Source organism: Streptomyces sp. NPDC014995 (assembly GCF_043080745.1).
Lineage (GTDB): Bacteria > Actinomycetota > Actinomycetes > Streptomycetales > Streptomycetaceae > Streptomyces.
Genome location: NZ_JBIBVX010000006.1, coordinates 371,991 through 385,205 on the forward strand (window position 1 = coordinate 371,991; position 13,215 = coordinate 385,205).

At 72.8% G+C, this 13,215-nt stretch carries 12 protein-coding genes; 6 read left to right on the plus strand and 6 right to left on the minus strand.

Annotated elements, in window-relative coordinates:
* Nucleotides 1-79 precede the first annotated feature (79 nt).
* Nucleotides 80-880, minus strand: a complete 801-nt coding sequence (locus ACF1A1_RS15330; RefSeq protein WP_392000097.1) for an enoyl-CoA hydratase/isomerase family protein — start codon at nt 878-880, stop codon at nt 80-82.
* A gap of 258 nt (nt 881-1,138) precedes the next feature.
* Between ACF1A1_RS15330 and ACF1A1_RS15335 the strand changes: the two genes are divergently transcribed.
* Nucleotides 1,139-1,768 (plus strand): hypothetical protein, encoded by a 630-nt coding sequence (locus ACF1A1_RS15335; protein ID WP_392000099.1) that lies wholly within the window; start codon nt 1,139-1,141, stop codon nt 1,766-1,768.
* Between the two features lie 70 nt (nt 1,769-1,838).
* Here the strand turns inward: ACF1A1_RS15335 and ACF1A1_RS15340 are convergent, their stop codons facing one another.
* Nucleotides 1,839-3,002, minus strand: coding sequence for an adenylate/guanylate cyclase domain-containing protein (locus ACF1A1_RS15340; protein WP_392000100.1), 1,164 nt, complete (start codon nt 3,000-3,002; stop codon nt 1,839-1,841).
* A gap of 101 nt (nt 3,003-3,103) precedes the next feature.
* Nucleotides 3,104-3,970 carry a biotin--[acetyl-CoA-carboxylase] ligase gene (locus ACF1A1_RS15345; RefSeq protein ID WP_392000102.1) on the minus strand — a complete coding sequence of 289 codons (867 nt, stop codon included), beginning with the start codon at nt 3,968-3,970 and terminating at the stop codon, nt 3,104-3,106.
* A 110-nt stretch (nt 3,971-4,080) separates the two neighbouring features.
* Between ACF1A1_RS15345 and ACF1A1_RS15350 the strand changes: the two genes are divergently transcribed.
* The 4 genes from ACF1A1_RS15350 (at nt 4,081) to ACF1A1_RS15365 (ending at nt 6,836) form a co-directional block, all read left to right on the plus strand.
* Nucleotides 4,081-5,676: an acyl-CoA carboxylase subunit beta gene (locus tag ACF1A1_RS15350; RefSeq protein WP_392000104.1), complete on the plus strand. Its 1,596-nt coding sequence runs from the start codon at nt 4,081-4,083 to the stop codon at nt 5,674-5,676.
* A 9-nt stretch (nt 5,677-5,685) separates the two neighbouring features.
* Nucleotides 5,686-5,892 carry an acyl-CoA carboxylase epsilon subunit gene (locus ACF1A1_RS15355; RefSeq protein ID WP_392000105.1) on the plus strand — a complete coding sequence of 69 codons (207 nt, stop codon included), beginning with the start codon at nt 5,686-5,688 and terminating at the stop codon, nt 5,890-5,892.
* 157 nt (nt 5,893-6,049) lie between these two features.
* Entirely contained in the window at nt 6,050-6,178 is a 129-nt protein-coding gene (mmpB, locus tag ACF1A1_RS15360; protein ID WP_392000107.1) for a morphogenic membrane protein MmpB, read from the plus strand.
* A gap of 37 nt (nt 6,179-6,215) precedes the next feature.
* The gene (locus ACF1A1_RS15365; protein ID WP_392000108.1) at nt 6,216-6,836 is read left to right on the plus strand and encodes a Maf family protein; all 621 of its coding nucleotides are present in this window, start codon (nt 6,216-6,218) and stop codon (nt 6,834-6,836) included.
* Here the strand turns inward: ACF1A1_RS15365 and ACF1A1_RS15370 are convergent.
* Nucleotides 6,805-7,296 carry a hypothetical protein gene (locus tag ACF1A1_RS15370; RefSeq protein WP_392000109.1) on the minus strand — a complete coding sequence of 164 codons (492 nt, stop codon included), beginning with the start codon at nt 7,294-7,296 and terminating at the stop codon, nt 6,805-6,807. The genes ACF1A1_RS15365 and ACF1A1_RS15370 overlap by 32 nt on opposite strands.
* A 372-nt stretch (nt 7,297-7,668) precedes the next feature.
* On the opposite strand from ACF1A1_RS15370, the gene ACF1A1_RS15375 reads away from it, so the two are divergent.
* A complete protein-coding gene (locus ACF1A1_RS15375; RefSeq protein WP_392000111.1) occupies nt 7,669-9,441 on the plus strand; it encodes an acetyl/propionyl/methylcrotonyl-CoA carboxylase subunit alpha in 1,773 nt (590 codons plus the stop codon).
* A 1,082-nt stretch (nt 9,442-10,523) separates the two neighbouring features.
* Here ACF1A1_RS15375 and ACF1A1_RS15380 read toward each other — a convergent pair.
* Nucleotides 10,524-11,489, minus strand: a complete 966-nt coding sequence (locus tag ACF1A1_RS15380) for a DeoR/GlpR family DNA-binding transcription regulator (RefSeq protein WP_392000112.1) — start codon at nt 11,487-11,489, stop codon at nt 10,524-10,526.
* Between the two features lie 167 nt (nt 11,490-11,656).
* Nucleotides 11,657-13,105 carry an NAD(P)H-quinone dehydrogenase gene (locus ACF1A1_RS15385; RefSeq protein WP_392000113.1) on the minus strand — a complete coding sequence of 483 codons (1,449 nt, stop codon included), beginning with the start codon at nt 13,103-13,105 and terminating at the stop codon, nt 11,657-11,659.
* Nucleotides 13,106-13,215: the final 110 nt, after the last annotated feature.

The window sequence follows — 13,215 nt, forward strand, 5'->3', positions numbered from 1 at the left end:
GGCTAGGGACATTTACCCAGCAAGGGGACACCGGGGGGCGCTTGGAGTGACGGCACCGCGCCCGCCCCTCGGATCCCTGTCACTCCCCCGGCCACTGCGGCTTCCGCTTCTCGTTGAACGCCGCCACCCCTTCCGCCCGGTCCCCCGAGAAGGCCACCGACCGCCACGCCGCGTCCTCGACCTCCAGCCCGGCCCGCAGGTCCAGCCCCTGCCCGAGTCGCAGGGCCCGCTTGGCCGCCCGCAGCCCCACCGGAGAGTTCGCCCCGATCCGCGCGGCCAGCGCCAACGCCTCCTCGCGGTCCTTCCCCTCCTCCACCAGTACGTCCACCAGCCCCAGCTCCCGCGCCTCCGCGGCCTCCACCCGCCGGGCGCTGAAGATCAGCTCGGCCGCCCGGGCCGCCCCCACCCGCCGGGGCAGCAGCTGCGTCCCCCCACCGCCCGGGATCACCCCGACCGACACCTCGGGCAGCCCCACCACGGCCGTACGGTCGGCCACGATCACGTCACACGCCAGCGCCAGCTCGAACCCACCCCCCAGCGCGAACCCGTGCACCGCCGCGACCGTCGGCACCGGAAGCTCCAGCACCCCGGTGTACGCCCCCCGCGCCACCGGCCGCTGCCGCACCAGCTCGGCGTCGCTGAACGAGTTCCGCTCCTTCAGGTCGGCCCCCACGCAGAAGGCCCGCTCGTGCGTCGAGGTCACCACGACCACCCGTACGTCCCGGTCGTCCCCCAGTGCCGCGCAGGCCGCCCCGATGGAGCGGGCCATCCCGGTCGAGACGGCGTTCATGGCCTTGGGCCGGTCCAGGGCCAGCTCCGCGACATGCCCGTCCCCGTGCCGCCGCACCAGCACGAACTCCCCGAACCGCTCCTCGCTCATGACACCCTCCGGATCGAAGCAGGTTAACGCGGGTTAACCTTCCCGCTCGACCGATCATCGCAGGCCGGGTGCGCCGGGGAAAGAGCGGGCGAGGGCCGCCCCGTAGCCGCGTCGCCGCCCGCCCGTTCGCCACATTCCCACCCGCCCACCCGTTCGAGTGACATCCCGCCCAACTCCCACCCGACCGCCCAGAGGAGCGCATAAGGTGCGGCCGCCCCGGCGCATCGGGGGCGCGAACCGCACCGGGGAGGGAACGCGATGACGAGCACACCGGTGAGTACGCCGACCGGACGAGGCATCGGTACCGACGAGACCCAGGCGGAGTCCGTTCGTCTCCGGGCCGCCTCCCGGGGCCGGCACCGCCGCCCCCGCCCCCGCAAGGCGCTGGTCACCGCGGGCGGCCTCGCACTGGCCGCCGGTGTGCTGGGGTTCCTCCGGATGGTGCCCGACCCGGGCGTCGGCGGCCTCGGCACCGCGGAGGCGGGACCCCGCCCCGCCCCTGTCACGGGCGCGGACCCGGACACCGACCGCCCGACCCACGCGGGCGCCACCGTCCCGACGGCCTCCGCCACCGTGGGCGGGGCGAGCGCGCGCCCGGTGCCCGAGGTCGCCCTGGTCCCGGGCAGCCCCGGGGCACCGACGTCCGTCGCCCTCACCCCGGGCGCCACCTACACCCCGGCGGTCCCCCGCGTCAGCCCGTCACCGGCCGCGACCCGGGCCCCCGCGCCCACCGCGAGCAGCCGTCCGCGGCCCGCGTCGACTCCGCCGCCGAGGTCCACGCCGACCTCCCCGGCGCCCGCCGCCCCACCGCAGCAGCCCGGCCGGCCGGCCCTGTGCGTCCCCGTGATCGGGCTGTGCGTGGACCCGCTCGACGCGCCCATGCCCTGACGACGCCGATCACGAGCGTGGGTGACACTCGTCGGACGGTCCCAAGGACACGGCCGAGGCCCCGGCCGGGTCACTCGCCGCCGTCGTCCCGGCGGGTCAGCAGCCAGGGCTCGACGACACCGAGCCCACGCACGGGCCGCTGCCACATCGGCTGGAGCGCGAACCGGTAGACGGGCGGCTCCTCGCCCTCCTTCTCGGCGGCGGCCGCCTCCTCCGCTGCCTCCGCCTCCGAGGCGGGCGCGTCCCCGGTACGGATGAGTTCCTCCGCGAACGCGCTGTCGACCAGGACGGCGTCCCGGGGCGCGATCGACGTCAGCCGCGAGGCCAGGTTGACGGTCGTACCGAACACATCGCCCATCCGGGTGGTCACCGTCCCGAACGCCATGCCGACGCGCAGCTCGGGCATCGTCTCGTCGTTGCTCATCGTCTCCACGAGACGCAGCGCGATGTCGGCGGCGGTCCCGGCGTCGTCGGCGGCGTACAGGACCTCGTCGCCCAGCGTCTTGATGAGCCGCCCGCCCCGCGCGGCGACCAGGTCGGCGGCGGTGGTCTCGAAGGCCTCGACGAGCTCGCCGAGCTCCTCCTCCTCCATACGGCGGGTCAGCCGGGTGAACCCGACCAGGTCCGCGAACCCGACCGCGAGCCGCCGGTCGACCATCTCCTCGTCGTCCGCGGCCTGCACGACCCGTCCGGCCGAGGCGGCCAGCTGCCGGCGCCACACGTAGACCAGGAACTCCTCGAGCTCCGGCAGCAGCAGCTCGACGATCGGATACGTGACCTCGGTGCGGGTCATGCCCGGCTCGGGAGGCTCGGTCAGCCCCTCCAGGAAGGAATCGATCTGCCACTCCGCCAACCGGGCGGTGGTCTGCCCGGTCGACCGTGCCACCTGCACCGCCATGGCCTCGCTCAGCAGCCCCGCCTCCACGAGACCGGCGAGCCGCCGCAGAGCCAGCACATCGGCCTCGGTGAGGGCCTTGGCCTGCCCGATGTCGGCGAAGCCCATGGCCCGCCAGAAACGGGACGCCAGCTCCATGGAGACACCGGCGCTGCGGGCCGCCTGAAACGGGGTGTAGCGCCGCTCGGCGCCGAGGATGAGCTGCTCCAGACGCAGGGCGAGCGGGTCATCGCCGGATTCGGCGGCGTGGGCGTCCCCCTGCTCGAGCGAACTCGAGAGCGGGGGAGGGTCCACCCGGCCGTCCGCGCCCGCGCCGGAGCCCGTGTCGTCGACGGTCACGCCTGCTGCCCTTCCGATCTATCGCGGTCAGGTATCGACCGGCCTCAACTCTACGGCAGGTGTGCGCCAGCTCACTCGGTCAGGTGGACCGGACGTACCCCTCACGCCGGCCGCAGGTGCACGATGTCCCCCGCACCCACCGGCTCCTGTACGCCGTTCTCCGTGGCGATCACCAGCCTGCCGTCGCCGTCGACCGCCACCGCCTCCCCCACCACCGACCGCTCCCCCGGCAGCTCCGCCCGCACCATCCGCCCGAGCGTCGCGCACCCGGCCGCGTACGTCTCCTGCACCCCGCTCACCGCGGGATCGCCCCCGGCGGTGCGCCACCGGCCGTACCACTCCTCCAGCGACCGCAGCACGGCCCGCAGCAGCGGGTCCCGGTCCGTGCTCACCGACCCGGCCAGCGCCAGCGACCCCGCCTGCGGCACCGGCAGCTCGTCGGCCCGCAGCGAGACGTTGATGCCGATGCCCAGGACCACGCCGTCCGCCCCGGCCCGCTCCGCCAGGATCCCGCCGGCCTTGCGTTCCTCCCCGCCCACGGTCACCAGCAGGTCGTTGGGCCACTTGAGCGCCGTGTCGACGCCCGCGGCCCGCGACAGCCCCGTGGCCACCGCCACCCCCGCCAGCAGCGGCAACCAGCCCCACCGCTCCACCGGCACCCCGGCCGGCCGCAGCAGCACGGAGAAGAAGAGCCCGGACCGGGCGGGCGCCGTCCAGCGCCGGTCGAGCCGCCCCCGCGCGGCGGTCTGCTCCTCGGCCACCAGCACCGAGCCCTCGTCCGCCTTGCCCGCGGCCGCCAGGGCCACGAGATCGGAGTTCGTGGACCCGGTCCGCTGCACGACCGCCACGTCGCGCCACAGCCCGCCCTCCCGTACGAGCCCGCGCCGCAGCGCGAGGGCGTTGAGGGGAGGGCGGTCCAGGTCGGACCACCGGCTGTTGTGGGCGTCTGATGCATCTCGCGGCGTCATGCAAGCCACCCTAGGTGTGGTAAACGCCGCACTGCCGATTGGTAGGCGCACCACTACGCTACGGATGAGTAACCGTCCCCCCGTTTGAGCAGGCAGGGAGCCGCATCCCGATGTCCGAGCCGGAAGAGACCGACATCCACACGACCGCGGGAAAGCTCGCGGATCTCCAGCGCCGCGTCCAGGAGGCGACGCACGCCGGCTCCGAACGCGCCGTCGAGAAGCAGCACGCCAAGGGCAAGCTGACGGCCCGTGAGCGCATCGAACTCCTTCTCGACGCGGGCTCGTTCGTCGAGCTCGACGAGTTCGCCCGCCACCGCTCCACCCACTTCGGGCTGGAGCAGAACCGCCCGTACGGAGACGGCGTGGTGACCGGGTACGGGACGGTCGACGGCCGGCCCGTCGCCGTCTTCTCCCAGGACTTCACCGTCTTCGGCGGCGCCCTGGGCGAGGTCTACGGCCAGAAGATCGTCAAGGTCATGGACTTCGCGCTGAAGACCGGCTGCCCGGTCATCGGCATCAACGACTCCGGCGGCGCCCGCATCCAGGAGGGCGTGGCCTCGCTGGGCGCGTACGGCGAGATCTTCCGCCGCAACACGCACGCCAGCGGTGTCATCCCGCAGATCTCGCTCGTCGTCGGGCCCTGCGCGGGCGGCGCGGTCTACTCCCCCGCGATCACCGACTTCACGGTCATGGTCGACCAGACCTCGCACATGTTCATCACCGGCCCGGACGTCATCAAGACGGTCACCGGCGAGGACGTCGGCTTCGAGGAGCTGGGCGGTGCCCGCACCCACAACTCGACGTCGGGCGTGGCGCACCACATGGCGGGCGACGAGAAGGACGCCATCGAGTACGTCAAGCAGCTGCTGTCGTACCTGCCGTCAAACAACCTCAGCGAGGCCCCGGCGTTCCCGGAGGAGGCGGACCTCTCCGTCACCGACGAGGACCTGGAGCTGGACACGCTCGTCCCGGACAGCGCGAACCAGCCGTACGACATGCACACGGTGATCGAGCACGTCCTCGACGACGCCGAGTTCTTCGAGACGCAGCCGCTGTTCGCGCCGAACATCCTCACCGGTTTCGGCCGGGTCGAGGGGCACCCGGTCGGGATCGTCGCGAACCAGCCGATGCAGTTCGCGGGCTGCCTGGACATCAAGGCCTCCGAGAAGGCCGCCCGCTTCGTCCGGACGTGCGACGCCTTCAACGTCCCCGTCATCACCTTCGTGGACGTCCCCGGCTTCCTGCCCGGCGTCGACCAGGAACACGACGGCATCATCCGCCGCGGCGCCAAGCTGATCTACGCCTACGCGGAGGCCACCGTCCCCCTGATCACGGTCATCACCCGCAAGGCCTTCGGCGGCGCCTACGACGTCATGGGCTCCAAGCACCTGGGCGCCGACCTCAACCTGGCCTGGCCCACCGCCCAGATCGCCGTCATGGGCGCGCAGGGCGCGGTCAACATCCTGCACCGCCGCACGATCGCCGAGGCCGCGGCGAGCGGTGAGGACGTCGAGGCGGTCCGCGCCCGGCTGATCCAGGAGTACGAGGACACCCTCCTCAACCCCTACGTCGCGGCCGAGCGCGGTTACGTCGACGCGGTGGTCATGCCGTCGGACACCCGCCGGCACATCGTGCGCGGCCTGCGTCAACTGCGTACGAAGCGGGAATCCCTGCCTCCGAAGAAGCACGGCAACATCCCCCTGTAAGGAGCCGCTGTGATCAAGGTCGTACGGGGCAACCCGACCCCGGAGGAGCTGGCCGCCGCACTGGCGGTGGTCAGGGCCCGCGCCGCGGCGGCGTCCGCCACGCCGTCCGGCGCGCCCCGCTCCCGCGACTCCTGGTCGGACCCGTCCCGCATCGCGGCCCACCGCCTGCCCTCACCGGGCCGGTCGGCATGGGCCCGCACCTACTGGCCGAGCTGAGGGCAGCCGGCCACCCGGCGCGGGGCCGCATCGGCATGCGGTCCCGCCGCGCGGGCGCGCCCAGCCCTCCACCGGCCCGCAGCCGCCGTGCTGCGGGCCGGCACTTTGAGTACGCGTACTCAGGCGCCCCGGCGGCAGCCTCCCGCACGCTGGAGCCATGCTGTGGTCCGACCCGAAGAACGAGCCGCCTGACGAACTCCGTGCCATGGAGGAGACACTGAGGCGGCTCGGCCTCTTCCTGGCGCTGGCCATGGTGATCGCGATGATCGTGCTCGGCCTCCGCTGACCGCGGCCCGGACCGGGGTCGGCGATACGCTGACCGCATGACTGATCAGCCGCGCCGTCGACTCGTGCTCGCCTCCCAGTCCCCCGCCCGTCTGGGCCTGCTGCGGCAGGCCGGGCTCGACCCCGAGGTGATCGTGAGCGGGGTCGACGAGGACGCCGTCACCGCCCCCACCCCGGCCGAGCTGGCGCTGGCCCTCGCCGAGGCGAAGGCCTCCGTCGTGGCCGCGAAGCCCGAGGTCAAGGGCGCCCTGGTGATCGGCTGCGACTCGGTCCTCGACCTGGACGGCGAGGCGCTGGGCAAGCCGGCGGACGCCGAGGAGGCCACCGCCCGCTGGAAGGCGATGCGGGGACGGGCCGGCACGCTGCAGACCGGGCACTGCGTCTACGACACCGTCAGCGGCCGGTACGCCTCGGCCACCGCCTCCACGGTCGTCCGCTTCGGCGAGCCGACCGACGAGGAGATCGCCGCGTACGTCGCCTCGGGCGAGCCCCTCTACGTCGCCGGGGCGTTCACCCTCGACGGCCGTTCCGCCCCGTTCATCGACGGCATCGACGGCGACCACGGCAACGTCATCGGCATCAGCCTGCCCCTGGTCCGCCGCCTGCTGGCGCAACTGGGGGTCGGCATCACGGAGTTGTGGGCGCCGGCGGACCGCTGACCGGGGCGGGACCCTCGTCCTCGGGGCCGCCGGCCGGGACTGTCCCCGGTTCCGCGCCGGCCGGCCCCTCCCGGTGGTCCTGGCTCATCAGCAGCAGCACGATCAGCGCCAGCACCACCACCATGAACAGGAACGCCGGCCAGCCCACCAGCCCCCAGGCGAACGCGCCCAGCAGCCCGTGCACCACCGCGGCGGAGATCAGCAGGACGCGGCCGAGACCGGCGGGCGGCCGGTGGCGTATCGCCACCAGCAGGGCGACCAGGCCGCACAGGGCGAAGTAGAGGCCGAAGACGATCCCGCCGATCTTCGACGAGGTCGACATCATGTGCGGGTCCAGGCCGGCCAGCGACATGTCCTGCCGGTCCACGACGACCCCGAGGAACCAGTTCAGCGCCGCCACGCCGAGCGCCTCGACGAACAGCACGACCGCCACGATCGCTGCCACCGGTCTGCGGACCACCGGTCCCACCCACTTTCGCCCCAGCCCGAGCAGGACTGCTGTTACCCCAAGTACGTTCGAGACATCGTGAACGCTACTAACGGGTAAACCCGGGGACAAGGGTTCTGCGCGCGGCAAAGAATCGTTGGGCCATTCGTAGGGACTCGACAAAGAAACGAAGTGGGCCGCAGCACGCCCTCACAGAGACCTTGGCCACAGTAGGGGGCTAGGGTTTCCGGGAGGAGTGCTGCGTACGGCGGTACTACAAGGGATTTCGCGGTCGAGTGAGCCTCGCATCACGCTCCGTGTGGGCAAGCTCACCTCTGGGGACGGGTCGAAGAGCCGTGTCGGCAGTCCCTAAACTCGGCTTGTTTCAAGGAGGGAGCCTCAATCGTGCGCAAGGTGCTCATCGCCAACCGTGGCGAAATCGCAGTCCGCGTGGCCCGGGCCTGCCGGGATGCCGGTATCGCGAGCGTTGCCGTCTACGCGGACCCGGACCGGGACGCTCTGCATGTCCGCGCCGCGGATGAGGCGTTCGCCCTGGGCGGTGACACTCCGGCGACCAGCTATCTGGACATCGAGAAGGTCCTGACCGCCGCGCGTGAGTCCGGCGCGGACGCCATCCACCCCGGGTACGGCTTCCTCTCGGAGAACGCCGAATTCGCCCAGGCGGTCCTGGACGCCGGCCTGATCTGGATCGGCCCGCCCCCGCAGGCCATCCGCGACCTCGGCGACAAGGTGGCGGCCCGTCACATCGCGCAGCGCGCCGGCGCGCCCCTGGTCGCCGGTACGCCCGACCCGGTGTCCGGCGCCGAGGAGGTCGTGGCCTTCGCGAAGGAGCACGGGCTCCCCATCGCGATCAAGGCCGCCTTCGGCGGTGGCGGGCGCGGCCTGAAGGTGGCCCGCACCCTCGAAGAGGTGCCCGAGCTGTACGACTCCGCCGTCCGTGAGGCCGTCGCCGCCTTCGGCCGGGGCGAGTGCTTCGTCGAGCGCTACCTCGACAAGCCGCGCCACGTCGAGACCCAGTGCCTCGCCGACCAGCACGGCAACGTGGTGGTCGTCTCCACCCGTGACTGTTCCCTCCAGCGCCGGCACCAGAAGCTGGTCGAGGAGGCCCCGGCGCCGTTCCTCTCCGAGGCACAGGTCGCCGAGCTGTACTCCGCCTCGAAGGCCATCCTGAAGGAGGCCGGCTACGTCGGCGCCGGCACGGTGGAGTTCCTGGTCGGCCTCGACGGCACGATCTCCTTCCTGGAGGTCAACACCCGTCTCCAGGTGGAGCACCCGGTCACCGAGGAGGTCGCCGGAATCGACCTCGTCCGCGAGATGTTCCGCATCGCCGACGGCGAGGAGCTCGGCTACGGCGACCCGGTGCTGCGCGGCCACTCCTTCGAGTTCCGCATCAACGGCGAGGACCCGGGCCGCAACTTCCTCCCGGCTCCCGGCACGGTCACCGCGTTCGACCCGCCGTCCGGTCCGGGCGTGCGCCTGGACGCGGGCGTGGAGTCCGGCGCGGTCATCGGCCCGGCCTGGGACTCCCTGCTGGCCAAGCTGATCGTCACCGGCCGCACCCGCAAGGAGGCCCTGGAGCGGGCGGCCCGCGCCCTGGAGGAGTTCCAGGTCGAGGGCATGGCCACGGCGATCCCGTTCCACCGCGCGGTGGTGAGGGACCCGGCGTTCGCGCCCGAGCTGACCGGTTCCACCGACCCGTTCACGGTCCACACCCGCTGGATCGAGACCGAGTTCGTCAACGAGATCAAGCCCTTCGCCTCCCCCACCGACGCCGAGGCGGACGAGGAGATCGGCCGTGAGACGGTCGTCGTGGAGGTCGGCGGCAAGCGCCTGGAGGTCTCCCTCCCGGCCTCGCTCGGCATGACCCTGGCCCGTACGGGTCTGGCGGCGGGCGCCAAGCCGAAGCGCCGGGCGGCGAAGAAGTCCGGCCCGGTGGCCTCCGGCGACACCCTCACCTCGCCGATGCAGGGCACGATCGTCAAGGTCGCCGTCGAGGAGGGCCAGGAGGTCAACGAGGGCGACCTGGTCGTCGTCCTGGAGGCGATGAAGATGGAGCAGCCGCTGAACGCGCACCGCTCCGGCACCATCAAGGGCCTCTCCGCGGAGGTCGGCGCGTCGATCACCTCCGGCGCCGCGATCTGCGAGATCAAGGACTGAGCCCGAACCCGCGTCGAGGCGCCCGGTGGACCTGAACGTCGGTCCACCGGGCGCCTCGTTCTTTCCCGTCCCCGGCACGGTGCGGGGCCGCCGGGCAGAGGGAGCGAGTCAGCACCGTTTCCGGCGCGCGTCGCGGCACATGCCGGCACGGTGGCCAGCCGCACGGTGACGGCGGTCCGGGACTCCGGACGCAGCCGGTGCCGTGCCGTGTGGTCACCGGCCCGCGCGGCGCCGGAGCCGACGCCCGTCAGGTGAAGGTGCCGCCGCCGGGGAGGTGGCACACGACGCGGTGTTCCCGCTCCGGGGTGGCGCCCGAGAGGCAGGCGGCAGCACGGGTGGTGCCTGGGCGGCCCCGATCGGCGGACGTACCGCGCCTCGGTGTCCCGCGCGGTGAACGACGCACGACCGCCGAGCCGGGGATCGTCCCGTACGGCGGTGAGGAAGCCGGCGGCGGTGGCGTCGGGGGGCTGTGCCCGGCCGTCACCGACGGGCCGGGCGACGGGTGACGCCCGTCCGGGGCCGCCGACCGGTTCCAGGGCGGCCGAGCGGTTCCACGGCGGCCGCGGCGGCGAGCATCCGCAGCCGCTCACGCTGATCCAGTTCGTGGCGCACGAGGGCGATGTGCCGCTGGTGAAGCCGCGGAGGTCTTGGTCGTGCCCGGTGAGGTGCTGCCCGTCGCGGACGAGGGCGTGCCCGGCGACCGTGGTCGGGTAGGTCCGACCCGGCCGACGCCTCCGGGTGCCGGCGCAGCGCCTGGTGCGCTTGGCGTCCCCGTCCTCCGGGAAGGGCTCGCTGTTCGCCGTGCGGGTCGGCAGACCCGGCGAGGAGACGGTGAAGCCGACCCCGTTCGACCAGTACCCGCGCCAGGGCCGCGCCCCGGGCGGCGTGCGCTGCCAGCGCTTCCGCAGGGGCGGAGGTCGAGGTTCCTCACCCGGCGGAGCCGCATGGCGGACGCGGCCCCGCGCCGCCGAGCGTCCGACGGGCGGCGCTCGGGCGGAGACGGCACCGCCTGCTCGACGGGCGTCGGACCGGGCGTGGCGCGGTGACCGGCGACCCTCACGTGCCCGGCAGGGTCTCCCGACTCACCGCCGGCGCAGGTCGGCCACGCGTGCGCGCTCCTGGCCCGGGGACTGTTCGCCCAGGACCGCGGCCGGGCGGAGGCCCGACGAGGTGCCGGGGACCTGACCCCGGCGGGGGGCCGGGAGAGGGACGTCCCGGCGCTGCTGCTGACGGCGTGCCGGGACCGTGTCACCCCCCGGGCTTCCCGACGCCCCGGCCACGGCGATCTGCACCCCCTGGTCCGCCAGGGCCTGCAACTCGGTCTGGGCGCGGTCCTCGTGGGCGGGCGGTTCGTCGGTGACCAGGCGGGTGATGACGTCGGTGGGGACCGTCTGGAACATCGTGTCGGTGCCCAGCTTGGTGTGGTCGGCGAGGACCACGACCTCGGCGGCGGCCTGGACGAGGGCCCGGTCGACCGACGCCGACAGCATGTTGGACGTGGAGAGCCCGCGCTCGGCGGTGAGGCCGCTCCCGGAGAGGAAGGCCCGGGAGACCCTGAGCCCCTGGAGGGACTGTTCGGCCCCGCTGCCGACGAGGGCGTAGTTGGACCCTCTGAGGGTGCCGCCGGTCATCACGACCTCCACCCGGTTGGCATGGGCCAACGCCTGGGCGACCAGCAGCGAGTTGGTGACGACGGTGAGTCCGGGCACCCGGGCGAGCCGGCGGGCCAGCTCCTGGGTGGTGGTTCCCGCCCCGACCACGATGGCCTCACCCTCTTCGACGAAGTTGGCGGCGAGGTCGGCGATGGCGGTCTTCTCGGCGGTCGCGAGATGGGACTTCTGCGGAAAGCCGGACTCCCGCGTGAAACCGCCCGGCAGTACCGCACCGCCGTGCCGGCGGTCGAGGAGTCCTTCTGCCTCCAGTGCGCGCACGTCCCGCCGTACGGTCACTTCGGAGGTCTGGACGACGCGGGCGAGCTCACGGAGCGACACGGCCCCGTTCGCTCGCACCATTTCGAGGATCAATTGGCGACGTTCTGCAGCGAACACGAAACTGACAGTAACGCGGGCGACCGTCTGCTTTCAGCTCTTTGCGCCGAATAATAGAAGTTGTTCGCACAGCAGGGTGCGGAGTGGTATAGGGGCCTAGTTCTGTTGCCTATGCCACCCGCACGGGCCGCAACTCCCCGTGACCAGCGGGGAGTCGATTCCGGCCGTCAGATCTCGCCGCCCGTCTTCCTCGTGTGCAACTGCCGTGCCACCTCGGCGATCGACCCCGAAAGGGACGGGTACACGGTGAACGCGTTCGCGATCTGTTCGACCGTCAGATTGTTGTCGACGGCGATCGAGATGGGGTGGATGAGTTCCGAGGCGCGCGGCGCCACGACGACACCGCCGACGACGATCCCCGTGCCCGGCCGGCAGAAGATCTTGACGAAGCCGTCGCGGATGCCCTGCATCTTGGCGCGCGGGTTGCGCAGGAGCGGCAGCTTGACGACCTTCGCGTCGATCTTGCCCGAGTCCACGTCGGCCTGGGTGTAGCCGACGGTGGCGATCTCGGGGTCGGTGAAGACGTTGGAGGAGACGGTCTTGAGGTTGAGCGGGGCCACCGCGTCGCCGAGGAAGTGATACATGGCGATACGGCCCTGCATGGCGGCGACGGAGGCGAGGGCGAAGACACCGGTCACGTCACCGGCGGCGTACACGCCCGGAGCCGTCGTCCTGGACACCCTGTCGGTCCAGATGTGCCCGGAGTCGCGGACCCTGACGCCCGCCTCCTCCAGGCCGAGGCCCTCGCTGTTGGGGATGGCGCCGACGGCCATCAGGCAGTGCGAGCCGGTGATGACCCGCCCGTCGGCGAGGGTCACCTCGACCCGGTCCCCGACCCGCTTGGCGGACTGGGCGCGGGAGCGGGCCATGACGTTCATGCCGCGGCGCCGGAAGACGTCCTCGAGCACGACGGCGGCGTCGGGGTCCTCACCGGGCAGCACGCGGTCCCGGGAGGAGACGAGGGTGACCTTGGAACCGAGGGCCTGGTAGGCGCCGGCGAACTCGGCACCCGTGACGCCCGAGCCGACCACGATGAGTTCCTCGGGCAGCTCCCGCAGGTCGTAGACCTGGGTCCAGTTGAGGATGCGCTCGCCGTCGGGCTGGGCGTCGGGCAGCTCGCGGGGGTGACCGCCGGTGGCGATGAGCACCGCGTCGGCGACGAGCGTCTCCTCGGTCCCGTCGACCGCCCGGACCACGACCTTCCGTGAACCGTCGAGGGCCTGCATGCCCTCCAGGCGGCCACGGCCGCGCAGGACGCGGGCGCCCGCGCGGGTGACGGAGGCGGTGATGTCGTGCGACTGCGCGAGCGCGAGGCGCTTGACACGCCGGTTGACCTTGTCGAGGTCCACCCCGACGACCCGGGCCGACTGCTCCAGCGGCGGGGTGTCGTCGGCGACGATGATCCCCAGCTCCTCGTAGGAGGAGTCGAAGGTGGTCATCACCTCGGCCGTGGCGATGAGGGTCTTCGACGGCACGCAGTCGGTCAGCACCGACGCCCCGCCCAGACCGTCGGCGTCGACGACGGTCACCTCCGCGCCGAGCTGAGCGGCCACCAGGGCCGCTTCGTATCCGCCGGGTCCGCCACCGATGATCACGATCCGAGTCACGTACCCCATTCTCCCGCACGGCACGAGGTGGCACGCCTCCGGGGGGCCGGGCGGTGCTACGGCTGTGACCCGAGGGGCGGTGGACGACGCAGTGACGTCCGTTCGAGCTGCCGTACTCT